The following is a 26,343-nucleotide window of genomic DNA, read 5'->3' as shown; positions in this document are numbered from 1 at the left end:
CCTACTCTCTATATAACAATTCCATACAGAACACACATTCCTCATCGTTTTCACGGCGCTGTCCGTAAAATGAGTTGCAGACATGGAAACCATCAAGATAGATATTTTCTAAGTGCTCTTTCCCCTGATTAAGTGTTTTAGACACCGTTTCGTGTTCCAATTGACTAAGGCGTTCTCTTAGTTTTGTGTTTTCAATCCTCAAACTAGTATTTTCTTCCAGCAAATTTTGAACCTGCTTTTTCATGGCTTCAATATCAGCCAAGGTTACCATGAGATTTTGTGAAAAACCATCAAAGGCATCAAATAAATCTTTTTTATCCATTGATTTCAATCTCCTCCAAAGCATAGGTTAGTTGCGTATGAGTTTCTTCAAAACGGACATTCACAGTATCTGAAAAAACATTGATTGCACTAATAACCCCTTGGCCATTTTGAGTAGTGACTTTTGTACCTATATCTGGAAATTTTTCTTTTGAGGTACGGTAAAAGTCATCCTCAAAGCTAAGACAACACATCAGACGACCACAAAGACCAGAAGTTTTTCCTGAGTTCAGTGACAAGCTTTGATTTTTCAGCATTTTGATGGAGACAGGTGGAAATTCTCCTAAAAAGCTAGAGCAACAAAGAGCTCGACCGCACGGCCCCAAGCCACCATAAACTTTACTTTCTTCACGACTGTTAATTTGCCGAAGTTCAATGCGGGTCTTGTAGAAACTAGCTAAATCTTTTAGCAATTGACGAAAGTCAACACGTTCCTCAGCAACAAAAGTAATCAATACATGACTGCGGTCTAGTGGAAAAACAATATCAACCAATTTCATTTTGAGTTGGTTTAAAGAAATAAGTTCTTCAACATCCGCAAAAGTCGCCTCGGCATAGTTTAAATTATCATGATATGCTTGAATATCCAAAGCGGTTGCTAATCCATGGACGGTATCCAGTTCAGCGGGTAATTTCCGCTCATCTAAATCATAATTATCATAAATCACCTTAGCTAAACGATTTCCTTTTTTATTGTTAATGACGATAAGATCGTCTTTTCGGTATTTTTTATCAGGCAAGACATAAGTGAGTTGTCCGATATCGTCATATTTAACACCTAATACTTCTGTCATGAAATCACCATATATTCTAATGCATTCTGAAAACTCACATTGCTAATCCACATCAGACGTGCTTTATTTATTTTTTGTAAATCAACAACTTTTTTCTGAGAAACACTTCCCTTACCTAAAAGAAGCATCAAGAATTGAAGTACCAACTCCTGTTCGTTTTTATCCGTCGCGATTTGGGTAAGCCTAGACACTTCCAAATAAGCTTGGTCAGTATTTTTTTGCCAGATTTGATAAAATCTCTGGCTAGCTTGTAATAAGTCAAGATTTTTTTTAGTTTGAACAAGTTTTTCCAAATCCGAAGCGTCTTTAGCCACTTGAGCAAAAAGCTGTGCATTCGTCTTTAAAAGTCCAGCCTTCTCGGCTACTTCTGTAAGGTAGTTTATATTTTTAGGAAAGTTAAAAATCTGACAGCGGCTCTTAATTGTCGGCAGAACTTTATTGGCATCACTAGTCAGAAGAAACATATAGGAGTCACTCTGCGGCTCTTCTATAAACTTTAAGAGGCTATTGGCTGCGTTGAGATGCATCTTTTCGCAATCTCGAATGATAAAAACTTGTGATGTTCCTTCAAAACCAGTTCTTGAAAAATTGCTCATCAACTCCTTAACTGTTTCAGTCTTAATAATTTGCCCCACAGGCTCTAGATACTTGACATCTGAAAACTCATTTCTAGCAATTAATTGGCAAGAACGGCAATTTCCGCAAGGAAGTTGGTCTTTTGGGCTTTCACAGAAGCGGCTTTGCGCTAGATAAAGTGCCATGTCAAGACTGGCAAAATCTCCTGAAAAAAGGTAGGCATGATTTAGTCTTTTAGTCTCTAAAATGGCTTTAAATTCTGCAAATAACTTAGGCTGCAAGCGCTCCAAATCCATCATTCATCACTCCTCTTCACTCAAGCAGTCTAAAATTTCCTTCAAAGCATCAGCAACAACTTGCTCTAAGTTTTGTGAAGCATCAATCGTTACCACGCGGCTCTTCTCCAGCTCTGCCAACTCAAGGTAGCCTTGGCGCACACGTTGGTGCATTTCTAATTTTTCAAGGTCAAGGCGATTGATTTCTCGCTCTGCATTCTTGGCGATCCGGGCAAGTCCAGTCTCTGAATCAATGTCAAAATAAAGGGTCAAATCAGGTTTGCGGCTATCAGTGGCAAAATCATTTAACCAAGAAATTACTTGCTTGTCCAAGCCTCGACCAGAACCTTGATAAGCTACTGAGCTGTCAATAAATCGGTCAATAAGGACTAGCTTCCCAGATTTTAAAGCCGGCAAAACTTTCTCCACAAAATGCTGACGACGAGCTGCCATATAAAGCAAGAGTTCAGTCTTATCATCCATGCTCGTATGATTAACATCTAAGATAACATCGCGAATACGCTCTGCAATATCTACTCCACCAGGTTCTCGGGTACTAACAATTGACCGATTGAGTTTTTCTGACAAAATCGGTAAAAGTCGATTGATAACCGTTGTCTTCCCAGCACCATCTGGCCCTTCAAATGAAATGATAAGTCCTTTTTTCATGTTTCATCCTTAAAATATTATTACTACTATTTTATCAAAATTTATCAAAAAAAGACACCATCAGATCATGACGGTATCACTTAAAATTCAGAACTCATATTTACAGCAAAATCCTTTTAGTCAAGATTGCTTGCTATTGTCAAAGGAAATTCAACCAAATCTGCATCTCCTCAAAAAATACTTTACCAGTGATTGCAAGCGCTTAGTCCAGAGATTTCGCAACGGTTTTTTCTACAGCTTTGACATCAATTCCTCTCTCAATCAACTTACTCTTTAGATTTTCAATGTCAGTTTTTCCATCAATCTGCACTTCCACAGCTACCTTGCCCGATTGACGTGTTGCAATAATAGTTCGCTTGATATTTAAGTTCCTTTCAGCGATAGTATCAATTACCTTAGCTAAAATGCCGACCGTGTCTTCTGCTAAAATTTCTACACGAACACCTTCCTCGCCATAACCAGAAATTTCTAAAAAGGCCTTGAAAACATCTTTATCTGTGATGATACCATAAACTTGCTCATTATCAACAACTGGCAAGACACCAACATGGTGCTTCATCATGAGGTAAATAGCATCTTCAAGACGGTCGTATTGAGAAACTGTAATAACATTTTTAATCATAAGATCACGAATTTTTGTTTTATTAAGCAGATAGTTCATCTCGTAAATTGAGAGACTAGTTGCTTTAGAAGGGCTGGCCTCCGCAATAGTTCCTTCTGTCACAAGACCGACTAGCTTATCGTTTTCGATAACTGGTAGGCGGCGTAACCCTTGCTCACGCATCATATCAGCCGCATGTGCAACCGTTGTATCAGGGGAAACGTACACAACTTTTTTTGTCATGAAATCTTTTACTGACATCACAAATTCCTCCAAGCATTTCTTGATTTTATTATAGCACAAGTTGGAAACGATTTCTCTAAAAAAATGAAAATGTCGTGAAAGTTCTACTCTTCAAAAAACTTCAGTCCCTTACCCGATAAGCATCTACACTGCTCATCATGCATAAGTCATCTCATTGTCCCAAACGAATCATTTCTTCAATGGCTCTTTTAGCCCCTTGAATAACATGCTCTTCTAAAAAAATTTCTTCGCCTGAACGCCCTAACAGACATTGATAAACATCCGCCAAAGTAGTCATCTTCATATTATGACAGACACATTCTCTAGAAAGAAGATAAAACCGTTTATCCGGACATTCAAATTGTAAGTGTTGGACGATGCTACTTTCCGTTCCAATGATGAATTCCTTTTCGGAACTTTCCCTAGCATAAGCCATGATTTCAGTTGTACTTCCTGCAAAATCTGCCAATTCTGTAACTTCACTCAAGCATTCTGGATGAACAAGTAACTTGGCATTTGGATGAAGCTGTCTTGCTTGATCTACATCACGTTTTCTCATTCTCATATGTGTCGGACAACCTCCTTTAAAAAATGCAAACTGTTTATTTGGACATTGTTTTTCTACCCACTCCCCAAGGTTTTTGTCTGGAATAAATAATATTTTATCATTTTGAATATTATTAATGATATGAACAGCTGATGAGGATGTCACACAAACATCTACAGCTGTTTTTAACGCTGAAGTTGTATTGATATAAGCAACAATAGTATGTTCTGGGTACCTATCCTTTAACCAACTAATCATTTTTTGATCAATTTGTTGAGCCATAGGGCAACCTGCCAAAGGATTGGCTAAAATAGCATGTTTCTGCGGAGAGAGGACTTTCACCGTCTCTGCCATAAAACGCACACCACACATAATTACTGTTTCTTGAGAAACACTTGCCGCATAACGACTAAGAGCATAGGAGTCTCCTACAAAATCTGCTACTTCCCAGATATCTTGACTTTGGTAAGCATGAGCCAAGATACAAACATTTTTATCTTTTTTTAATCGTAAAATCTCATCTTGCATTTCTCTAGTATTCATTTTAAACTCCCCTACATTTGTTTGATTCTATTATAGGTTGGTGTTTTTTCGATGTCAAGAAAAATATTACAACTGTCTTGTCACATATATAATTTTGTGGTAAAATTCTTTCAAGATTATTTTTATATGAAAGGCTGTCAAGTTTCATATACAGTCATTTACACTCTTTATCATCTTCAATTAGTACACAATTCTGTTAAACTAAGTGTTTTAGCCAATTGTTGCTTACTAATAGCTTCAATCGAAGAGATATTAGATTTTCTGAAAAACTCCATTAAAGAGGAACGTATCACATATGAATTTTTACCAAAAGGACTATCAAAAAACACAAATATTGATTATTGGGAGCGGGTGCTCTGGACTTTATGCCGCTTTAAATCTTTCCAAAGATCTCCAGATTACCATTATTTCTAAAGATAAACTTGAAAACAGTGATTCTTTCTTGGCTCAAGGGGGTATTTGCAAACTAAAAAATGCCGATGATTATTTGTCATTTTTTGAAGACACTCTTAGAGCTGGCCATTATGAAAACAAACCAGAAGCTGTTGATATCATGATACAATCCTCAACAGATATCATTACTGACCTCCTCAACTTTGGTGTTAATTTCCAAAAAGATGAGCAGGGTAATTTTTTATTTACAAAAGAAGGTGCACATTCAACAAACCGTATCCTTTTTCATAAGGACATTACAGGAAAGGAGATCACAAGCCATCTCCTCAATCAAGCGAAAAAACAGCCTAACATTCATTTCTACGAAAACACATGTTTATTAGACATATTAACCAAAGATAATAGCTGCTATGGTGCAATTATTCGCTTACCCAACGGTGAAATCACATCTATTTTGGCTGACACTGTCATACTCGCCACAGGAGGACTTGGAGGACTCTATAAACACAGCACCAATTTCAAACATCTTACAGGGGATGCACTAGCGATTGCAGCACAGCATAATATTGCACTAAAAGATATGTCCTACATTCAAATACACCCTACCACTTTCTACCATAAAGATATCAATGAACGTTCTTTTCTCATTTCTGAATCCGTACGAGGTGAGGGCGCTAGATTATATAACAAAAACATGGAGCCTTTTGTCAATGAACTCCTTCCGCGAGATACTCTTACTCAGGCTATCTTACAGCAAATGGCAATAGACGGGACAGAGTTTGTCTGGGAAGATCTTCGTCCGATTCCTAGGAAGGAATTAATAGAGCATTTTCCAACGATTGTCGCGTATTGTCAGAAAATGGGCTACAATCCTTTTGAAGAATGTATTCCAGTTGTCCCCGCACAGCACTACTTTATGGGTGGCATCAAGGTAAACTTGAATAGTCAAACCTCAATGAAAAGACTTTATGCAGTGGGTGAAACAGCCTGTAACGGTGTACATGGTAAAAATCGTCTAGCAAGTAACTCCTTACTAGAAAGTTTAGTCTTTGCGAAAAGAGCTGCACAGCATATCAACGAGACCTATTCACCACTAGATTTCTTTCCCAAAAACCTAAAGAGTAAAGATGAAACATTTTACAATAATCAAGAAGTGCTTGAAAAATATTACAGAAGCCTTGTTCTTTCCAAAATACAGGAGGATAAATTTCAAAAAGAAACGGTAAGAATAGAACCAAAGTAATGGACTCAGAAAAAATTTTTTTCGTAAATACCATATTTGACTATCCTTTCAAATCTGTTTTAACATTCATTAACAATCAGATTTTCTCTTTGTTATCCCTTTGCCTAATATGGACAGAGAATAACCATCTATCAAATTCTTATTCCTTTTGGTAAAAGCGACTTCTCACAAACATTCTCACGGTAAAACTTTACAGTCTAAAAAGAATTAATCAGACTTTGTTAATTTTTCTCAACGAATTTCAGATTCATCTACGACTTCGGCTCCGCATCGACTTTTACTTTTCATTGAGTTTAGCATTTTTATCGCTTTCACGATAAAAATTAAACCAACAAAGTGATGAAACTACCTTTAACCCATCACATTTCGACTTAGGAAACGAGGAAACTTTAAACAGTATCATTACTCTAAACAATTGATGGCTATTTACTACCTTTTCTGTGACAAATATCCCTATTTCAAATCGTAGTCCCACGAATAAAACAAAGCTAGCAATTGCTACTTTTCCATTTTTTCTTGCATATAATTAGTCATTTACCCACTCAATAAAATACCAATACTCCCATAAATCTAGAGAAGAGGACAAATATGTTTGACTTAATAACCCTGAAACTCAATGCAGACCCCTTAATTTTGAATGCTTTGGCTGAAGATATTACTTCCGAAGACGTCAGTACTAATAGCGTTGTTCCTAATGAAACACTTGGAGAAGTTGACTTAATTAGTAAAGCAGATGGTATCATCTGTGGTCTTCCTATTTTTCAAAGAGTCTTTTACTTACTTGATAACAAAACTCAATTTCATTTCTTTGTTAAAGACGGTGATTCTATCAGTCCTGGACAGACGCTAGGGCGTATTACTGGGGACATGCGTGTCCTTCTCTCTGGCGAACGAACCGCTCTAAACTACCTTCAACGAATGAGCGGCATTGCCACCTATACTAATGCATTTGTAAGAGAGCTCCAAGATTCAGCAATTACTCTATTAGATTCCCGGAAAACAACCCCAAATAATCGTATTTTTGAAAAATATGCCGTAAAAATAGGTGGAGGACAAAATCATCGCTATAACCTTTCAGATGGAGTTTTATTAAAAGATAACCACATAGGAGCTGCAGGAAGCATTACAAAAGCTGTTCATTCTGCTAGAGCCTATGCACCACGAGTTAGAAAAATTGAAGTAGAGGTTGAAAATCTCCAAATGGTAAAAGAAGCTATTGAGGCAAAGGCAGACATTATTATGCTTGATAATATGTCTTATGAACAACTTCAGGAAGCTGTTGCCTTGATTCATAAAAAAGCAGAAATAGAAATATCTGGTAATATAACCAAAGATAATATCCATAGATTAACTAAACTTGATGTTCAATATGTTTCAAGTGGTGCTCTTACCCACTCCGCAAATATCTTAGACCTATCCCTAAAAAATCTTCATCCCATCTCGACAGTCAAAAAATAAGTATGTTCGTTGAAAATCTGAACTAAATTTTATATGTCCATACTAATAAACTCCACTCCATACTCTTCTATTACTTAGTTATCCCTTTAGCATCTTCAATAAATGCCTAATACCTTATCTCAAAGATACTCTGACAGACTGTATCTACAACTTATACTCAACCAAAATCAAAAATAACAAACTTATAACTATCATCACGAATCCATACCCTTTTACCGTGACAAAAGATTCCATCAATCGTGTAATCGTTCAATTTTGAATATATCCAATCACTCCCAGATAGCTATTTCTGATTTTTAATCAGTATTAATTTTCACATCTAGTCAAATATTGATTTTCATCGAATAAAAGGTTAGTAATTTCATAAATGATAATAAAAAAACGAATGAAACGATAAAGATACTTTTAAATCGTTAATCATTCGTTTTTTAGCTGTTTTATCCACCAAGATAAGCCTTGCGAACTTCCTCAGAAGCGAGTAATTCTTGTCCTGTTCCGGACAGGACAATCTTACCTGTCTCCAGAACATAACCACGATCTGCAATAGATAATGCCTTATTTGCATTTTGTTCAATCAAAAGCACAGTAGTTCCTTGTTTTTGAATATCTTGGATAATATCAAAAATTTCTTGAATGAAGATTGGAGCAAGTCCCATGGATGGTTCATCCAAAAGTAACAATTTGGGTTTGCTCATAAGTGCACGCCCCATAGCAAGCATCTGCTGCTCACCACCAGATAAAGTTGCTGCATCTTGATTTTTCCGTTCCTCCAAACGTGGGAAACGCTCAAAGATCTTCTTCATATTGAGTTTGTTTTCTTCCTTATTTTTACTTAAGAAAGCACCCATCTCAAGATTTTCTAAAACAGTCAACCCAGGAAAAACATGACGACCTTCCGGAACCTGTGCCAAGCCTTCAGCCACAATTTTACGCGCCGGAACTTTTTGGATGTCATTTCCAAGATAAGAAATACTTCCTTCGCTTGGACGAACAAGACCAGAAATCGTTCGTAAAATAGATGTTTTCCCTGCTCCGTTAGCACCAATCAGGGTAACAACTTCACCTTCATTAACTTCAAAGCTGACATTTTTTACAGCTTCAATTGCACCATAGCTGACTGAAAGATTCTTAATTTTTAGCATTGCCATTAAGCGTCACCTCCAAGGTAGGCTTCAATAACCCGTTTGTTTGTCTTGATTTCATCAGGTGTGCCATGTGCAATCAATCTGCCATATTCCAAAACATAGATTCGTTCCGTCACTTCCATTACCAAACTCATATCATGCTCGATTAAGATGATAGTAATACCAAATTCTTCTTTGATTTGGCGGATAAGAGCGGTCAATTCAGCAGTTTCTTGAGGATTCATACCCGCGGCAGGTTCATCTAAAAAGAGGATTTTGGGTTCAGTTGCTAAAGCACGGACAATTTCCAAACGGCGTTGTTGACCATAGGGTAGATTTTTTGCCAAAGTATCAGCTTCACCCTCTAAATTAAAAATTCCGAGCAGCTTCATTGCTTTTTGACATAAGTCTTTCTCACTTTGATAAAATTTGGGTAAGCGTAGCATACTCGAAAACAAATGAGATTTATGTTGATTGCTCATTCCAACCAAAACGTTATCCAACACCGTCATATTCTTGAAAAGTCGAATATTTTGGAAAGTACGTGACAAACCCAGTGATGCAATCTTGTCTGGCTTCTTACCATTAAGAACAACACCATCCAAAGTAACAGTTCCTTCACTTGGCTCATACACGCCTGTTAAAAGGTTGAAAAGGGTTGTCTTTCCTGCACCATTTGGTCCAATAAGCCCAACTAACTCTCCTTCGTTGAGTTCCATAGTCACATCACCGACAGCAGTTAGACCACCAAAATTTTTTGTTAAATGTTTAACTTCAAGAAGTGCCATTATTTGCCCTCCTTAACTTTTTTTGAAAATAGTTTTGAAAGAATCAACTCTTTTGTCCCCAAAAGACCACTTGGACGGAACACCATTACAAGTATAAGAGCTAGTGAGTAGATAATCATGCGTAGTTCCGAAACATTTTGTAAGAACATATTCAAAACACCAAGAACAACAGCTGCAACAATTGTACCAGTCATTGAGCCCAAACCGCCGAGAACAGCAATGATAAGGTAATCAATAGAACGCATGATAGTGAAATCTTTAGGAACAACAGTTCCAATATAACCTACATAAAGAGAACCAGCAATACTTGCAGTCATAGCTGCAAAAGCAAAGGTCATGACTTTAATTTTTGTTGTATTAACACCCATTGCCTCTGCTGCAATCTCATCTTCACGAACCGAGAGAACTTGACGTCCTACAGAACTACGAATATAGTTCATCATAAGTAGCGCAATAACAACCACAAAGACAAAAACCAATTGCCAACTAGTAAAAGGCAAAATCCCTGTCAAACCAGCAGCACCATTTGTCAAATCACCACCATTAACAATAGCAATGCGGATAATTTCGGCAACCCCAAGAGTCGCAATAGCTAGGTAATCACCTTTCAACCGTAGTGTTGGAAAACCAACGATAACAGCAACCAGACCTGCTACGACCATACCAACAAGCATCGATAAATAAAAGCCAGCATAAGTTGGATTAGACTTTGTAACAATGGCTGTTGCATAAGCACCAATTGCCATAAATCCTGCTTGACCTAATGGAAATTGTCCAGAAAAGCCAAGAACAAGGTTCGTTCCCATAGCCATTATCATAGAGATACCAATTCCCATTAAAATTTGGATATGATAAACACGAAGGATTCCTGTGCTAACGAAGACTGAAAGTAAAACGAAGGTCACCCCAATCAAAGCAAGCCACGATAAAATTGATTTTATATTTTTTTTCATGCTTAAACCTTCTCTTTCACATTTTTACCAAGAATACCAGCTGGACGGACCAAAAGAATGATAATCAAAATCGCATAAACAACTGCATCCTTGTAACTTGATAGCCCAATAGAAATAGAGAATGTCTCCAAAAGACCAATAATAAAGCCACCCAAAGCGGCACCTGGAATAATACCTATTCCCCCAAGAACAGCCGCAACAAAAGCTTTGATACCTGGGGTCATCCCCATTAACGGATCAATAGAATTGTAATAAAGACCAATCAAGACACCTGCTGCACCAGCAAGTGCTGATCCCAAAGCAAAAGTGAAACTGATTGTCGAATTAACATTAATCCCCATCAATTCAGCTGCATCACTGTCAACCGAAACCGCCCGCATGGCCTTACCCATTTTTGTCTTTTGAACAATAAATTGCAAAGCTAACATCAAAAAGATTGAGACACCCAAAATGGTTAGTTGGACATTCGTAACACTGACTGGGCCAAGGTTATATTTAACAGTTTCAAGTGCTTGCGGAAAGGCACGAATATCGGCTCCTACCAAATAAACCATCCCATATTCCAAGAGGAAAGAAACACCGATAGCCGTGATCAATGCAGCAATACGAGTTGAATGTCGTAAAGGACGATATGCCAGAAACTCAATGACCATACCTAAAATAGCTGTAAGCACCATTGTCAAAATCAAAGCGATGAAAAAATTCATATGATAGGTATTAATCAAATAATAACCAATGAAAGCACCCATCATGTAGATATCACCATGGGCAAAGTTAATTAGCTTGATAATACCATAAACCATGGTATATCCGAGAGCGAGCAATGCATACACACTTCCCAAAATCAAGCCATTGACAAGTTGTTGGAGCATAAATTCACCAAACTTTCTATAACATAATAAGAACTGGGAGGTGGTATGCCCCCCAGACTTTTAACATTTTATTTTACTTCAACAGCTGTAGCTGATTTTTGTTGACCATTCTCCAACTCAACCATAATAGCTGACTTAACTGGATTATGGTCTTTATCAATAGTCATTTTACCAGTTACACCATCAAAATCCTTAAGTGATGCTAAATTCTTAGCAAGTTCTTTTGAGTCTTTTGCACCTTCAGCAGCTTCGGCTGCCATGTAAATTGAATCATAAGCAAGCGCAGCAAACATATTTGGGGCCTCACCATATTTATCTGTATATGCCTTGATAAAGCTATCAGATTTTTTCTCTGAAAGCTTAACAGATGTTGAATAACCTGCTACATAGAAAACATTGGTAGCATTAGCTGCACCAGCACCTTCAATAAATTTCTCATCTGAGAATCCATCAGGACCAAGGATTGGCTTATCAATTCCCATTTCACGTGCTTGCTTAGTAATCAAACCTGTTTCAGTATAATAACCAAGAAGAACAATGGTATCGAAATCTTTATCTTTAACTTTTGTCAAAGCAGCTTGGAAGTCTTTATCCCCTGATTGATAAGTTTCTTCAATAACATCACCCTTGTAGGCAGCCTTAAAAGCCTTATAAAGACCTTTAGCATAATCACTTGAAGCATCGTAATAAACAAGTGCTTTCTTAGAACTCAAATCCTGAGTAGCATATTGCGCGATAACCTGACCTTGGAAGCTGTCTTGGAAGGTTGTACGGAAAACATACTCCTCAACTTTTCCATCTTTTGACGTTAAATCATCTTGTGTTCCAGAAGGCGTCAACAAGGGAACTCCTGCCTTTGTAGCATTTGGTGATGCTGCTGCAGTTGCGCCCGATGTCGCTGGACCTAAAATCAAATTAACTTTGTCTTCTGTTGCCAAACTTGTTGATACCGTCGCAGCTTCAGAGTTATCAGATTTGTTGTCTTTAGAGACAACTTTAATCTTTTTACCATCAACACCGCCTGCTGCATTGATTTCCTCAACAGCAAGATCAGCACCATTTTTTTCTTGATTACCATATGCGGCTACATTACCTGACAGCTCAAGGTTATAACCGATTTTGATAGTATCACCGATGGTGGTACCTGTAGCATCAGATGTTGAACTTGGGGCAGCTCCACAAGCTGCCAAAGCAGCCACGCTAAAAAAGGCAACTGCAGAAAGTATGATTTTTTTCTTCATTCCTAATTCTCCTAAAGATCGAATAATGATATGTAAATAAGATACTGAATTATCTGAAAATTGTCAAGAGTTTTATCTCTGTTTTTCTAAACTTTCTTCACGATGAAGATTGCCGACAAAATGAGTATCAACTTCCAAAAGGTAGGATGGCACGACTTCTTTCACAAATTTTTGACCAGACAGTTCTTTAATTGTCTCATCGATTTTTTCTTGTTCTAAATAGAGCAAGAGATAGCGAAAACGTCGAGAATGATAATGGACATCCCCATATTTGCTAACTTTTCGTGCATCACGATTATAGTACAGATAGACAACAAGTCCTACTCGACTAGTTTTCTCCAACATTTGAATCCTTCTCTCTAATATTATCTCCACGACCATGTCCATGTTTTGGTCGTTTTGGTGCCAATGGCAGTCCAGTATCTACAAAAATATCTGATGAAATTGATTGCGAAAGTAAGCTAGACAGTTCAGCTAAAACCTCCTGTAGGGCAACTTCTGCCTGCCTGTAGGCAATCACCTTAGGGTGTGTATCTAGTGTTCTTTTTTTTGAAAGAAGCTGACGCCTCAATTGTGCAACGTCTGGTCTAAATGCTAAAAACTCCTTGACCTCTTCGTACTGTTCTTGACAATTTTGAAAATCACTAATGGCTGCTTGAATATCCTCTGATTGCAAAAAAGCTAATCTCGTTTGGCGATACTCTTGAACAACAGGTAACTTTAAAAATGCTCGCACAACTTCGTCAATGGCATCGTCAATCTCATATAACTCTTGATTAATGCTTAACATGCTATCATTATATCATATTTCATCTAAGGAAAAAAGAAGCCCCGTGAGGCTTCTTTACCAAAGATTATTTAAGTGAGTTGTTTGCCATGATTTCATCAATAAAACCATATTCAAGTGTTTCTTGAGCACTCATCCAATAATCACGTTCTGCATCTTTATGAACTTGACGAACAGTCTTACCAGAATTATCTGCTAAAATTTGTTCTAAGTTTTTACGCGTTTTTAAAAGATGTTCAGCAGCAATGGCCATATCTGTTTGTTGTGTGCCACCGCCAGTTCCACCCATTGGTTGGTGAATCATGTATTCAGCATTTGGCAACATAAAACGTTTTCCTTTAGTCCCAGATGAGGCGATAATTGTCCCCATAGACGCTGCCATCCCCATAACAATAGTTTGTACATCAGACTTGATGAAGTTCATAGTATCAACGATGGCAAGACCAGCTGAAACCGACCCACCCGGAGTATTGACATACAAGTAGATGTCTTTGGTATTATCTTGAGCATCCAAGAATAATAGCTGAGCAATAATAGAGTTTGCCATATTATCTTCAACTGGACCAGTCAACATAATGATACGGTCTTTTAAAAGGCGTGAATAAATATCGTATGAGCGTTCGCCACGACTCGTTTGTTCAATAACTACAGGAATCATAGTTTTTCCTCTTTCTTTTGTTTCTTGAAGTTATTATATGATTTTAGTCAGAAAAGGTCAAATGAAAAACTCACTTTTTAGCACTCTTTCAAAATGAGTGCTAAAGCATCTATTCAGATAATCATATCTAGATACTAATTATTTTTATGGCAAGATGTAATTGTTAGAAAAAATTTTAGGTTGAGCTAATTAGCCAACCTAGAATTTCTCTACATGTAATCATATATTTTTTTAACAATCGCCTCAAAAGTTTTATTCCCAGTTTGAACTAACCAAGCTCTGGCTAACAAGAAACTGGCCATTATCAATTACTGAACTCAATCATTAAAACTTATTTGGTTCCAAACAAACGATCCCCAGCATCTCCCAAACCTGGTACAATATAGCCGTGTTCGTTAAGTTTCTCGTCCAGAGCAGCTGTGTAAATGTCAATATCTGGATGAGCTTCTTGCAATGCTTTCACACCTTCGGGTGCTGAGACAAGGCAGACAAATTTGATGTTGGCAGCACCGCGTTTCTTCAAAGAATCTACCGCTAAGATGGCTGAACCACCTGTTGCTAACATTGGATCTACAAGGAAAATTTGACGTTGGTCAATATCTTCAGGCAATTTTACAAGATACTCGACAGGTTGAAGAGTTTCTTCATCACGATACATCCCAATGTGTCCAACTTTCGCAGCTGGTACAAGACTAAGCAAACCATCAACCATCCCGATACCAGCACGAAGAATAGGGACAATTGCCAATTTTTTACCAGCTAATTGCTTTTGTACTGTTCGTGTGATTGGTGTTTCGATTTCAACATCCTCAAGTGGCAAATCACGTGACACTTCATAGCCCATCAACATTGCAATTTCATTGACAAGTTCACGAAAATCCTTAGTTGAAGTTGTGGTACGACGAAGAATAGATAATTTGTGTTGAATAAGTGGATGTGAGATAACTTGAAATTTTCCCATGTTTTTACTTCCTTTATAATTTTTACATCACTACTATTGTACCAAAAAATATCAAAAAACGCTTGCCCAAAATGTGACAAACGTTCGTTTTTTATTTTACCTAAATTCTCAAAGTAATACTCAGTTAAAATCAAAAATAGCGGAAGTCCAGTCTCTATCTACAATTGATTTGAGTTGATAAGCGGTTAAGGTTTGAATAACCTCTTGAAGTTTATCGATTACCTCATTTAAGGTCCTAAATACTTTATTCTTGAAACCAAGTTTACGAATCTCAGCCCAGACTTGCTCAATAGGATTCATTTCAGGTGTGTAGGGTGGAATGAAGGTAAATTCAATATTCTTAGGAATATTTAAGGTCTGAGATTTATGCCAGATGGCATTATCCATGACTAAAATAATATAATCTTCTGGATAAGCTGCCGATAGTTGGCGTAAAAATTCATTCATCCAATCACTATTACATCCGCCTGCTATGATGAAAAACGAGTCGCCTGTATGGGCATCCACAGCTCCATAACAATAGCGGTATTCACGAATGTGATGACTTGCTACGTGAGGACGATAACCTTTTGGAGACCAACACGAACCAAGTTTACTGATACGCCCAAAACCCGCCTCATCTTGATACATAAGGCGGATTTTTTGATATTCTTTTCCATCAATAAAGCGCTTACTCATTCTCTCCTCGAATAAAGATTTTATTTTTAGACGCTAAAATGGTTTCGGCGTCTGCTTTTTTCGGATGTTGGGGACGTGGGCTAACTTTACGCCAACCATGACGTTTCAGGAGAGCATAGAAACCTTCTCGGGTTGTCTTGTGCCCAACTCTCTCTTGATAAGCTTTAAAGAGGGTGTTAACGGTAACGAATTCTCCATTCAAAGAGGAAGAGAGTTGCTCTTTAAGGAAATCTTCTTCCTCCTCATGCGTCATATAGGAGCGGCGGCGACCACCACGATTCTCCTTTAAGAGAGCTTCTAAGCCACCACTTAGATAGCGATTTAATAAGTTGCGGACTGTCTGATGGACAAAGCCTACTGATTTAGCTACAGATGTTAAATTATGGCATTCAGAGTAGAGAATAAGGGCTTGAATTTTTCTATGATGCGGAGCATTATTTTTATCTTTAAGGGCTTGCTTTAATTCTTCGACTTGTGTTTGGGTAAGTTCTTTTGTCATAATACTATTATAACGCTATTTTTGATTTTTGTTAAGTATAAGTTCTAGTCTAACACCAAAACTGGAAATTAGACTGAGACAAAAAAATAAGGTAGAACTTACTATGGGACAAGTTGGTAACTGACAATGAAAAACAAACACTTAACTCTCTCTGATCGCAATGATATTCAAATAGGAATTGAACAGCTAAAGCCCTTCTCAGCTATCACTGTTAAGCTAGGAAAAGATCCGTCCACAATTTCAAAAGAAGTTCGGAGAAATCGAGTGGTTAAAGAAAATTCTGTGACATCTAATTGTGAGGCTTGCCCTCTACTCAAAAAGGCTCCCTACGTTTGTAATGCCTGTCCGAAAAAGAGAACCAATTGTGGATACCAGAAACAATTCTACTACGCCAAAAGAGCTCAGCTTGATTATGAAGCTAAGCTCTCGGAGTCGAGAACAGGCGTTGCCCTAAACAAGGAAGAATTCTATGAAATGGACGCTATTGTCTCTTCTGCCATCCAAAAGGGACAACACCTCAACCACATCATCGACTCAAATGAACTTTCGGCATCCAGAGCTTCTATCTACAGATACCTTGAAAAAGGCTATCTGTCCAAAAAGCCCATTGATTTCCCTCGTGTCGTAAAATTCAGAAAGCGGAGAACCAGAAACCTCCAACCCATTCCTAAAACTGCCAAAGAAGGACGGTCTTACGAGGACTTCCAACGCTTTCTCACAGAGAAAGGCGTCAGCTATTGGCTGGAAATGGACACCGTTACTGGACGGATGGGCGGAAAGGTGCTTCTCACCTTCAACCTCTCTTTCTGCAACTTTATCTTCGCTCGATTACTTGACAACAAAACGGCCAATGAAGTCGCTAAACACCTCTACATTATCAAGAACGACCTACATCAGAAGGAGATGAGCTTCTGCGAAATATTTCCTGTCATTCTGACCGACAATGGTGGGGAATTCGCCAGAGTAGACGACATCGAAATGGATGTTCGTGGTGAATCAAAGCTCTTCTTCTGTGACCCCAATCGTTCTGATCAGAAGGGGAGAATTGAGAAGAATCATACACTTATCAGAGACATTCTCCCTAAAGGAACTAGCTTTGATAACTTGACACAGGATGACATCAACCTGGTTTGTTCGCATGTCAACAGCGTCAAACGAGCTTCTTTCAACGGAAAATCGGCTTATGAACTCTTTACATTTACCTACGGTGAGGAATTGGCAACACTTTTGGGGATCACTAAAATTGACCCTGAGAACGTCATCCAATCACCTCGATTATTAGATAAGTAATCGCTAGCTTTTATCATAAAAACTAATCAAAAACATACTAAGATTAGTAGTGAGGAAATCTCCGACGGGAGAGAGTACTCACTACTTTTTTCATTCTCAAGATGATAAAGTAGAGGTGTCTTGTTAAGTCGTGGGGCTTTTTGACGCTAGACGTCGCAACAAAAACTGGCAAGACACCTGTTTTAGAAAGAATGTTATCAAAGTATGTGGGACGCCAGACGTCGAGTATTGAAAATGACATCACTAAAACAAGGAATCATTCAAGACAAAGAGGTAATATCATGCGAGTAGTATTGGGAATTGACGTGAGTAAGGTAAGTTCAGAAGTGGCTATTCTAGTCAACGGCGAGAAGGTTCATGGCTATACCATGCCCAATGATGCCATTGGCTTTGCTCGGCTACTTGGCGATTTGAAAACCGTCCACAAGCCAGAAATCATCTTTGAAGCAACAGGCGTCTATTCTCGTCGTCTTCAAGCTTTTCTGGATGAACATAGCTACGCTTATACGCGACTCAATCCCTTAGAAGCCAAGAAGCAACTGGATAGCTTGCGTGTGCGAAAAACAGATCAAATTGACGCCGAAAAACTGGCTCAGTCTCAGTTTGTATTGAATCGTAAACCGACCTATGTCCAAGAAGAAGTCTATCAAGATCTGCGAGATTCAAGTCGGTTCTATCAGAACTTAACTGAGGACATCGTTCGAGCTAAAAACCGTCTGCACAAGGTCTTACAGGTCACTTTTCCTGAATTGGAAACTATCTTGTCAACACCAACTGGGGAACAATACTGGAACTTAGTTACTGCGTTTCCTTGCAAGGACTTCGTGCTTGAGTTAAGCAAGGATGAACTCTCAAAGAGCATCCGTCTGTCCACTTCAAAACGGATTTCTGACGAGCGTGTGGCCTACTTAGCAGAGAAGCTGACAGCACTAGCTAATCAATCTTATTGTGCCGTCAAGAAAACCTCTCCAATCATGGAAGAGGTCCGTTACTATGCAAAAGAATTGCTTAGACTTTCTGAACAGAGACAAGCAATCTTAGACGAAATGGTGGAACTAGCTCAACCTTTACCAGAGTATGACATTCTGCTTTCTATTCCTGGTATCGCTGAGACGACTGCAACAAGTATTATTGGTGAACTGGGAGATATTCGCCGTTTTCAGTCTGCCAATCAAATCAATGCCTTTATCGGTATTGACCTGAGACACTATGAATCTGGAAACTTCATCGCTAAGGAACACATTACCAAGCGTGGCAACCCCTACGCTAGAAAGATTCTGTTCAAATGCATTCACAATATCGCTTCAGCTAGTCACACCAATCCTTGCCATATTGCAGACTTTTATGAGAAACGAAAAAGGCAATCGCAAACGACTTCAACCAAGCCACACACGATTGCCTCCATACACCGTCTCATTCGGACAATGTATTACCTCATTACGCATAATAAGCTTTACGATTATACTTCTACCCAAAATCGGTAAAACTGTTTATGCCATATTATTGTAACACCTTATTTCAAAAATCACAAAATAAGGTGTTGGTTTTGTATACACTTTTTATGTAAATCTTTAGTGTAAAGTAAGGTCACTTCCCTATTTTGATGACTGTATGAAAATTATTTTTTCTCTAAAACCTTGATAGACTTGACAAATGGTAGAAAATAGAAAGGAACTTGTCCCATCCCAAATTCCAGATGACTAGAACTTACTTTGAGACGTCTCAGAGCCAGTAACTTTAGTGTACTCTTTTTTTCAACAATTTCAATCCTAAAACTCACTATTATCAACATTTTTAGTCAAAAACAGAACTTAGTCTGAGACTAAACTCTGTTGGTTTTATGCAGTTTTCTCAGAGTAACTTCTGGAAGGACGGGAACTAGAACTTACTTTGAGAATTTACTTTTTTATTTTACCTTTTTTATTTTGGAAAAACACGCGCAATCCTAGCCACTGCTTCCTTGACAGTTTCCAAGGGTGTGGCAACATTCAATCGTGCAAAATATTTCCCCTCTTTGCCAAAATGAGAGCCATCGTTCAAAACCACTTTAGCTTCTCTTTTAAGCTTTTCACCCAAATCTGGTTGAGCAAGACCATAGGCAGAAAAATCCAACCATATCAAATAAGTCCCTTCAGGCTTCATTACCTTAATCTTGGTATTTTTAGTCAAATAATCCGTCGCATAGGTGACATTTTCCTCAATAACTCTACGTAATTCTTCCAACCAAGGTTTGCCATAGGTGAAAGCCGCTTGGGTTGTAAGCATACCAATAGTTGGCACCTCATGTTGGTTATTGGCCAATTGTACGCGCTGAAACTTCTGACGCAGACTTTTATTTTGAATAATGGCAAAGCTATTTTTAGTACCTGCAATATTAAAAGTTTTGGTTGCCGATGCTAAAATGATAGAAAAGTTTTTATTAGAATTTCTCACTGTATTGAAAGAATGGTGTTTATTGCCAAATAATGCTAGGTCTTGATGAATCTCATCCGAAATCAAAAGCACCCCATGTTTTTGGCATAGCTCTGCTATTTTTTCCAAATCCTCTTTTGCCCAAACTCGTCCACCAGGATTGTGAGGGCTACAAAGTAGATAAAGTTTGACCTCATGTTCAATGATATCTCGCTCTAGCTGTTCAAAATCGATTTCGAAACGTCCATTGATAACTTTTAGAGAATTTTCAACCAACTGGCGCTCATTAAGTTTAACTGTTCGTGAAAATGGATAATAAACTGGCGAATTGATTAGGACTGCATCACCTTTTTGGGTGAAAGCCTGAATCGCAACCGAAATTGCTGGAACAACCCCATCAATAAAGACAATATCCTCTTTTTCAATAGCATACCCATGTTCATTTTTCTCCCAGTCAATAACTGCTTGGTAAAGTTCAGGACTAAAATAATTGTAACCAAAGATATGTTCCTGACCATAGTTGATAATGGTTTCCTTGATTTCTGGAATTGGTAAAAAATCCATATCTGCTACCCACATTTGCAGTAAGTCAGGATTATTTTCAGAAGCTTGCCACTTAGAAGTGAACTGTGTCAAACGATTGGGTCTGGTTGTGAAATCATATTTTCCCATTTTATACCTCCAATGCCGTCTTCAAATCATCTATTAAATCCTCTTCATCCTCTATACCAATCGAAAGGCGAAGCAAGTCATCTGTCAAACCGTAAGAAGCTCTAACATCTGCTGGAATATCCGCGTGAGTTTGCGTTGTTGGATAAGTAATCAGACTTTCCACCCCACCTAAACTTTCTGCAAAGGTAATAACCTCTAAAGCGTTGATAATGCTAGGAATTTTATCCTTATCTACAACCTTAAAGGAAATCATTCCTCCCTTACCAGTGTATAGAACTTCTTTTACCTGAGGGGCATTTTTCAAAAATTCTACAACTTTCTTGGCGTTCTTTGTTGATTTTTCCATGCGGAGTTTCAGGGTTTTTAAGCCGCGCATAAGTAAATAAGAATCAAACGGCGACAGTGTTGGACCAGTAGTATTATGGTCATAGAAAAGTTTCTCATAAATGGTATCATCGTTTGTCATAACAACACCAGCGAGTACATCATTGTGGCCTGACAAATATTTGGTTGCCGAATGCAAAACAATGTCCGCACCAAGTAGAAGGGGATTTTGGTAAATAGGACTATAGAAGGTATTGTCCACAATTACCTTGGCTCCTTTTTCATGGGCTAATTTAGAAATCTTAGCGATGTCAAACTCAATCATGAGAGGATTTGTTGGTGTTTCAATATAAACGATATCTGTTTCATCTGAAATAGCAGCCAACATTTCTTCCTCAGTGTTAGTGTAAGTAAAGCTAAAGCGCCCTTTCTTTTCTTGATCATTGAACCAGCGGAAAGACCCTCCGTACAAATCACGAGCAGCTACAACCTTGCTACCTACCGGAAAAATCTCTAGAGTTAAAACGATAGCTGCCATTCCTGAGCTAGTTGCCAAAGCGTATTTTGCTTTTTCGATAGCAGCTAAAGTTGCCTCTAATGTCGCTCTGGTAGGATTTTTTGTCCGAGTATAATCAAAACCTGTAGATTGGCCAAACTCTGGATGTTGATAAGTCGTTGAAAAATGAATAGGAGAGGCCAAAGCTCCCGTTGCTTTATCTGATTTAATTCCTGCATGTGCCAAGATAGTTTCTAAGCGTAGTGTTTTGCTCATATCTTCTCTCCCCTAGTATGATGTTACTATTCTATCATGGATTTTGTTTAATTGAGCTGTTTATGGGTATTCCATTTCTTGATAGTCAGCTATAAGAAAAAATTATAGCCAAATCACTTGACAATTATTTCTCAAATTGTCAAGTCAAGTGCAACAAAGTCCATTAATACTCTTCGAAAATCAAAATTATCCGTTGTCAACTTGCCTTGATGAACTCAAGTTCTATCGTCGGCTTCGTTTCCTAGGCTACTTTTGATTTTCATTGAGTATAAGTCAATAATCTATATTTTTAGGTTTCAAAAACAAGCTAGTTTAATCTTTTTTCTATGTTTGATTGGAAAATAAAAACAAGCATCTCCAAATTGGAATTGCTCGTTTTTAAGATATGAGATACTTATGGGCACCTCTATAAACTCCCAAAATTGCCAATTTGGAGTTATGAAAGCCTTGTTAAATCAACATTTTAAATTTTAGAAAATTAGTTTTTAGAGGTCCCTTATCTTATTAAATTTTATCGTTTAACCTATAGATGCATTTTTTGACGAAGCGCTTCAGCTTTACTTCCAATTAGCTTGTCTAACAAACGAGTCACTAAGGCCAAGAAACCGTAGACTACTACACCTACTCCTCCCACAATCACCAAATGAAATGCGCTGAATAAACGATTTGTATCAGGTAAAACGACTCCCATTAACCAATTAGCTAAAAGAACAAAGATAGCCATAATTGTCGTTAGAATTAAAACAAGCAAACTGCTTCGACGAATCGCAAGACGGCTAAATCTTGTAATCTCATGAATGCGAAGATACATCAATACGATTGGGACAAGGAGTGCTAAGGCCGTTGAGATAATTGGGCCGTAGGCATGAAAGAAGAAAATAAACGGAATCTGTAAGATAAGTTTTACAACAACACCGTAAGCAAAATAGCGGATAGCCCTACGATTTTCAAACAGCGCCTGAAGCATTGGTGCCAACACAGTATAAATAGCAAGAACAACTGTCTGCAACAAAGAAGCGACGAAGAGCCCTAAAGCTAATGACGATTGATCTTTTGGCACTTGATAAAACACACCATAGAGAGGTTTTGCCAAGATAACCGAACCTATGATAGCTGGGATAATAAAAATCAAAAGCATTCGCAGATTATTAACAACCAGTTTAGCTGCTGCTTTTCTATCCTTTTTGACAAAATTTTCAGTTAAGAGAGGAATACCTACCCCAGCAATAGCCGTAGCCACTGCAATCAAAATCATTGTTACCTTACCAGGATTGCTTGAAAAATAAGCAAACATGACCTTTAATTCTCTGTTAGAATAATTCGTAAAGAGAGCCATGGTATTCCCAAAAGTAAATTGGTCAATGAGTTTGAAAACTTGAATGGCTGATCCTGTAATAATAAAAGGAATAGCTTCTTTCACTGTTTCAATTAGCAATTCTTTGACATTAATATCAATATCTTCGGGTTTCTTACCAAACAAGGCCGATAATAAATCTGAACGCCAAAGAAAATATATCAGCATAGCAATGCTGGCAAACATACCAATAAAGGCTGCAAAAGTTGATTGAATGACCGCATCAACGTAATTTCCAGAACCCATTTTCATAATGAAAAAGGCTGTAAGTAACATCCAGATGACACGGATGACCTGCTCTGCTATTTGACTTAAGGCGTACGGTTTGAGATTATTGAAGCCTTGGAAAAAACCTCTAAGAACACTCATGGCTGGAAAAACCAAAACTGCTAAAGTCAGACTTCTTAAAACAGGTACCAATTCCTGACCACCTCGGCTCATGGAAGCAAAAAGCGGTGAACCAATGTACATAATAAAGGCAAAAAACGCACCCAGAGCCAACATAAAGTGAAGAATTTTTCGCACCAAATAGGTACTTTTTTGTGGATCTCCCAATGTATTGTACTTAGAAACTTGTTTGGCCACTGCAACCGGTATACCTACTGTTGACATCAATAAAAAGAGAGCGTAGATTTCATACCCCATTCCAAAAAGAGCATTGGCTTCAGCCGCGTACTGACCCATCCAAGCATACCAAGGAATGATGTAAATAGCTCCAAGTAATCGACTGATAAAATTTCCAGCTGTCAACCAAGCTGTTCCCTTTATCATTTGCTCTTGCTGTGTTAATTTTTTTGCGTTTTCAGTCATAGTAATCTTTCCAAAGGTTTGATAAATTTATTATAAACTTTTGATTGAGACTTGTAAAACGCTAACTTTAAGACTAAAATAGAAAGTATGATTACACTTGAAAAAACATTAAACATTCTCAAAAATGATAAAAATTTCCGCGAGATTATCGCCAATAATCGCTACAATTGGACATGGGCTGAAAATCCGACTTTTAATAAAATCAGTTTTGATAGCCGTGATGTAGATTCTCAAACACTCTTTTTTGCTAAAGGAGCTGCTTTTAAAAAAGAATACCTTGAAAAAGCTATCTCTGCTGGTTTAACTTTTTATGTCAGTCAAATCGATTATGAAGTCAGCATTCCTGCTATTATCGTAACCGATATTAAACAGGCTATGAGTCTGATTGCAATGGCATTTTATAATCACCCAGAAAAAAAATTGAAAATCCTTGCTTTTACAGGGACTAAAGGCAAAACAACAGCAGCTTATTTTGCTTATAACATTCTCAAGCAAAACCACAAACCTGCCATGTTTTCTACCATGAATACCACATTAGATGGGAAAAATTTTTTCAAATCCAAATTAACTACGCCTGAAAGTCTTGATCTTTTCAAAATGATGGCCGAGGCCGTTAGTAATGGCATGACTCATCTAATCATGGAGGTTTCTAGCCAAGCCTATTTGGTCAAACGTGTCTACGGTCTTACCTTTGATGTCGGAGTCTTTCTCAATATTAGCCCTGACCATATTGGACCTATTGAGCATCCGACCTTTGAGGACTATTTTTATCACAAGCGTCTTTTGATGGCAAATAGCAGAGCCGTTGTTGTCAATGCTGGCATGGAACATTTTGAAATTGTTGCAAACCAAGTGAACGATATCCCGCATGATTTTTATGGCAAATCGTCTGACAATCGGATTGAACAGAGCAGAGCTTTTAGCTTTGATGGAACTGGCAAGATAGCTGGACATTATGATATACAGCTTATCGGAGCTTTTAATCAGGAAAATGCTGTCGCTGCAGGACTTGCCTGTCTTCGTCTAGGCGCTAACTTAGCCGATATCAAAAAAGGGATTGCCGAAACAATTGTTCCAGGTCGTATGGAGGTACTCACCCAAACTAACGGTGCAAAGGTCTTTGTTGACTATGCCCACAATGGTGATAGCCTTGAAAAACTGTTATCTGTCGTTGAAGAACACCAGAAAGGAACTATTCTTCTCATCCTGGGTGCCCCTGGTAATAAAGGAGAAAGTCGCCGTGCTGACTTTGGCCGTGTCATCAATGATCATCCTCAGTTAGAGGTTATCTTAACTGCTGACGATCCAAACTTCGAAGATCCTCAAATCATCTCAGAGGAGATTGCCAGTCACATCACACGAACAGTTCCAATCATAATTGATCGTGAGACAGCTATTAAAAAAGCTCTGCTATTAACCCAAAACGAAAATGACGCTGTCATTATTGCTGGTAAAGGAGCTGATGCCTATCAAATCGTCAATGGCGAACGCGCAGCTTATGATGGTGATCTTGAAATAGCTAAAAAATATCTTTAATTAGAAATATTCTAGTTACTATTTCTAACCATTCTAAATAAGTGCCACCCAATTCAAAATTTTCTAAAAATATTCTTAAAAAGGCTTTTTAGGGCCTTTTTTCTATGTTATAATGGAATAACTTTTTTGAAGAAAGGAGGTTAAAAATGTCGAAAATACATGCTGAAATGATTTTGGTATCCTATGATAAGGAAACCATTATTGATCAACTATCCGTTAAATTATTGGATGGTAAAATAACAACGATCATCGGATCCAATGGTTGCGGGAAATCAACACTTCTAAAAGCTCTCACCCGCATTCAACCAATTCATTCTGGTAGCATTTACATTGATGGTCAGGCCATTTCCAGTCTGCCAACTAAAACTGTGGCGCAAAAGATGGCTCTCTTACCCCAAGTTTTGGAAGCTACAGAAGGCATTTCTGTCTATGAATTGGTATCCTACGGTCGTTTCCCCCATCAAAGGTATCTAGGTAGCCTTACCAATCAAGACAGAGATAAAATCCACTGGGCTATGGAAGTCACAAAGGTAACTGAGTTTGCTACTGTAGATGTCGATTCACTCTCTGGTGGTCAGCGGCAGCGAGTTTGGATTGCCATGGCACTAGCTCAAGATACCGACACCATTTTTTTGGATGAGCCAACTACTTATCTGGACATGAATCATCAGCTCGAGATTTTGGAGTTACTACAGACACTCAATCGCGAAACTCACAAAACCATTATTATGGTTCTTCATGATTTAAATTTATCAGCTCGCTTTTCAGATGTACTGATTGCCATGAAAAAAGGAAAGATCTGCTATCAGGGGTCTGTAGATCAAGTTATGACACCTGAAATGGTGGCCGATATCTTCAATATCAAGGCACAAATCATCGAAGATCCCATTAACAAATGTCCCGTTCTACTGACTTATCAGTTAATATAGATTATTTCTAGGAGTATAGA

The 26,343-nt window shown here is 38.0% G+C and carries 23 protein-coding genes and 2 pseudogenes; 6 read left to right on the top strand and 19 right to left on the bottom strand.

Annotation, left to right across the window (positions count from 1 at the left end; genetic code table 11):
- Position 1 precedes the first annotated feature (1 nt).
- The 6 genes from yabA to nadA form a co-directional block, all read right to left on the bottom strand.
- Positions 2-322 (bottom strand): DNA replication initiation control protein YabA, encoded by a 321-nt coding sequence (gene yabA, locus ABZ559_RS03375; RefSeq protein WP_018376246.1) that lies wholly within the window; start codon positions 320-322, stop codon positions 2-4.
- On the bottom strand, positions 315-1,115 hold the full coding sequence (gene ricT, locus ABZ559_RS03370) for a regulatory iron-sulfur-containing complex subunit RicT (protein WP_273414453.1): 801 nt from the start codon (positions 1,113-1,115) through the stop codon (positions 315-317). Before ricT ends, yabA begins: the two co-directional genes overlap by 8 nt.
- Positions 1,112-1,987, bottom strand: a complete 876-nt coding sequence (locus ABZ559_RS03365) for a DNA polymerase III subunit delta' (protein ID WP_367007618.1) — start codon at positions 1,985-1,987, stop codon at positions 1,112-1,114. Before ABZ559_RS03365 ends, ricT begins: the two co-directional genes overlap by 4 nt.
- 6 nt (positions 1,988-1,993) lie before the next feature.
- Positions 1,994-2,635 (bottom strand): dTMP kinase, encoded by a 642-nt coding sequence (gene tmk / locus ABZ559_RS03360; RefSeq protein ID WP_317335235.1) that lies wholly within the window; start codon positions 2,633-2,635, stop codon positions 1,994-1,996.
- Positions 2,636-2,837: 202 nt separating this feature from the next.
- A complete protein-coding gene (locus tag ABZ559_RS03355) occupies positions 2,838-3,497 on the bottom strand; it encodes a CBS domain-containing protein (RefSeq protein ID WP_367007232.1) in 660 nt (219 codons plus the stop codon).
- A 154-nt stretch (positions 3,498-3,651) separates the two neighbouring features.
- Complete coding sequence (gene nadA, locus ABZ559_RS03350; RefSeq protein ID WP_367007231.1) at positions 3,652-4,569, bottom strand: quinolinate synthase NadA; 918 nt, start codon at positions 4,567-4,569, stop codon at positions 3,652-3,654.
- A 295-nt stretch (positions 4,570-4,864) separates the two neighbouring features.
- Here nadA and ABZ559_RS03345 point away from each other — a divergent pair, with 295 nt between their 5' ends.
- On the top strand, positions 4,865-6,205 hold the full coding sequence (locus ABZ559_RS03345; RefSeq protein WP_367007230.1) for an L-aspartate oxidase: 1,341 nt from the start codon (positions 4,865-4,867) through the stop codon (positions 6,203-6,205).
- 588 nt (positions 6,206-6,793) lie between these two features.
- Complete coding sequence (gene nadC, locus ABZ559_RS03340) at positions 6,794-7,663, top strand: carboxylating nicotinate-nucleotide diphosphorylase (RefSeq protein ID WP_367007229.1); 870 nt, start codon at positions 6,794-6,796, stop codon at positions 7,661-7,663.
- Positions 7,664-8,100: 437 nt separating this feature from the next.
- Here the strand turns inward: nadC and ABZ559_RS03335 are convergent, their stop codons facing one another.
- The 10 genes and pseudogenes from ABZ559_RS03335 to ABZ559_RS03290 form a co-directional block, all read right to left on the bottom strand.
- Positions 8,101-8,811, bottom strand: a complete 711-nt coding sequence (locus ABZ559_RS03335) for an ABC transporter ATP-binding protein (RefSeq protein WP_273414448.1) — start codon at positions 8,809-8,811, stop codon at positions 8,101-8,103.
- Positions 8,811-9,575, bottom strand: coding sequence for an ABC transporter ATP-binding protein (locus ABZ559_RS03330; RefSeq protein WP_018376237.1), 765 nt, complete (start codon positions 9,573-9,575; stop codon positions 8,811-8,813). Before ABZ559_RS03330 ends, ABZ559_RS03335 begins: the two co-directional genes overlap by 1 nt.
- Positions 9,575-10,528, bottom strand: a complete 954-nt coding sequence (locus ABZ559_RS03325; protein WP_367007228.1) for a branched-chain amino acid ABC transporter permease — start codon at positions 10,526-10,528, stop codon at positions 9,575-9,577. Before ABZ559_RS03325 ends, ABZ559_RS03330 begins: the two co-directional genes overlap by 1 nt.
- Positions 10,529-10,530: 2 nt before the next feature.
- Entirely contained in the window at positions 10,531-11,400 is an 870-nt protein-coding gene (locus tag ABZ559_RS03320; protein ID WP_018376235.1) for a branched-chain amino acid ABC transporter permease, read from the bottom strand.
- Positions 11,401-11,468: 68 nt separating this feature from the next.
- Positions 11,469-12,641: an ABC transporter substrate-binding protein gene (locus ABZ559_RS03315; RefSeq protein ID WP_367007227.1), complete on the bottom strand. Its 1,173-nt coding sequence runs from the start codon at positions 12,639-12,641 to the stop codon at positions 11,469-11,471.
- 72 nt (positions 12,642-12,713) lie between these two features.
- Entirely contained in the window at positions 12,714-12,986 is a 273-nt protein-coding gene (locus tag ABZ559_RS03310) for a DUF2129 domain-containing protein (protein WP_273414445.1), read from the bottom strand.
- Positions 12,970-13,431, bottom strand: a complete 462-nt coding sequence (locus ABZ559_RS03305; RefSeq protein ID WP_018376232.1) for a YlbF family regulator — start codon at positions 13,429-13,431, stop codon at positions 12,970-12,972. The genes ABZ559_RS03310 and ABZ559_RS03305 overlap by 17 nt, the downstream gene beginning before the upstream one ends.
- A 64-nt stretch (positions 13,432-13,495) precedes the next feature.
- Positions 13,496-14,098, bottom strand: a pseudogene (locus ABZ559_RS03300) (ATP-dependent Clp protease proteolytic subunit); the annotation flags it as partial.
- A 319-nt stretch (positions 14,099-14,417) separates the two neighbouring features.
- Positions 14,418-15,047 carry a uracil phosphoribosyltransferase gene (gene upp, locus ABZ559_RS03295; RefSeq protein WP_018376951.1) on the bottom strand — a complete coding sequence of 210 codons (630 nt, stop codon included), beginning with the start codon at positions 15,045-15,047 and terminating at the stop codon, positions 14,418-14,420.
- A 120-nt stretch (positions 15,048-15,167) separates the two neighbouring features.
- Positions 15,168-16,224 (bottom strand): annotated as a pseudogene (locus ABZ559_RS03290) (IS630 family transposase).
- Positions 16,225-16,350: 126 nt separating this feature from the next.
- Here ABZ559_RS03290 and ABZ559_RS03285 point away from each other — a divergent pair.
- Both ABZ559_RS03285 and ABZ559_RS03280 read left to right on the top strand, forming a co-directional pair.
- Positions 16,351-17,514: an IS30 family transposase gene (locus tag ABZ559_RS03285; protein ID WP_367007226.1), complete on the top strand. Its 1,164-nt coding sequence runs from the start codon at positions 16,351-16,353 to the stop codon at positions 17,512-17,514.
- Positions 17,515-17,795: 281 nt separating this feature from the next.
- On the top strand, positions 17,796-18,998 hold the full coding sequence (locus tag ABZ559_RS03280; RefSeq protein WP_367007225.1) for an IS110 family transposase: 1,203 nt from the start codon (positions 17,796-17,798) through the stop codon (positions 18,996-18,998).
- A 436-nt stretch (positions 18,999-19,434) separates the two neighbouring features.
- Here the strand turns inward: ABZ559_RS03280 and ABZ559_RS03275 are convergent, their stop codons facing one another.
- The 3 genes from ABZ559_RS03275 to ABZ559_RS03265 all read right to left on the bottom strand — a co-directional run bounded on the left by ABZ559_RS03275 (position 19,435) and on the right by ABZ559_RS03265 (position 23,858).
- Positions 19,435-20,598, bottom strand: coding sequence for a MalY/PatB family protein (locus ABZ559_RS03275; RefSeq protein ID WP_018375845.1), 1,164 nt, complete (start codon positions 20,596-20,598; stop codon positions 19,435-19,437).
- Position 20,599: 1 nt separating this feature from the next.
- Positions 20,600-21,694 (bottom strand): cystathionine gamma-synthase, encoded by a 1,095-nt coding sequence (locus ABZ559_RS03270; protein ID WP_277291544.1) that lies wholly within the window; start codon positions 21,692-21,694, stop codon positions 20,600-20,602.
- Positions 21,695-22,217: 523 nt separating this feature from the next.
- Positions 22,218-23,858: a polysaccharide biosynthesis protein gene (locus ABZ559_RS03265; protein ID WP_367007224.1), complete on the bottom strand. Its 1,641-nt coding sequence runs from the start codon at positions 23,856-23,858 to the stop codon at positions 22,218-22,220.
- Between the two features lie 87 nt (positions 23,859-23,945).
- Here ABZ559_RS03265 and ABZ559_RS03260 point away from each other — a divergent pair, with 87 nt between their 5' ends.
- Together ABZ559_RS03260 and ABZ559_RS03255 are read left to right on the top strand one after the other, a co-directional pair.
- On the top strand, positions 23,946-25,394 hold the full coding sequence (locus tag ABZ559_RS03260; RefSeq protein WP_367007223.1) for a UDP-N-acetylmuramoyl-L-alanyl-D-glutamate--L-lysine ligase: 1,449 nt from the start codon (positions 23,946-23,948) through the stop codon (positions 25,392-25,394).
- 146 nt (positions 25,395-25,540) lie between these two features.
- A complete protein-coding gene (locus ABZ559_RS03255) occupies positions 25,541-26,323 on the top strand; it encodes an ABC transporter ATP-binding protein (RefSeq protein ID WP_367007222.1) in 783 nt (260 codons plus the stop codon).
- Positions 26,324-26,343: the final 20 nt, after the last annotated feature.

It is taken from the genome of Streptococcus sp. ZY19097, assembly GCF_040731245.1.
In the GTDB taxonomy this organism is placed as follows: domain Bacteria; phylum Bacillota; class Bacilli; order Lactobacillales; family Streptococcaceae; genus Streptococcus; species Streptococcus orisratti.
The sequence above is the reverse complement of the archived record's forward strand: the minus strand, read 5'-3'. Positions and strand labels throughout refer to the sequence as shown.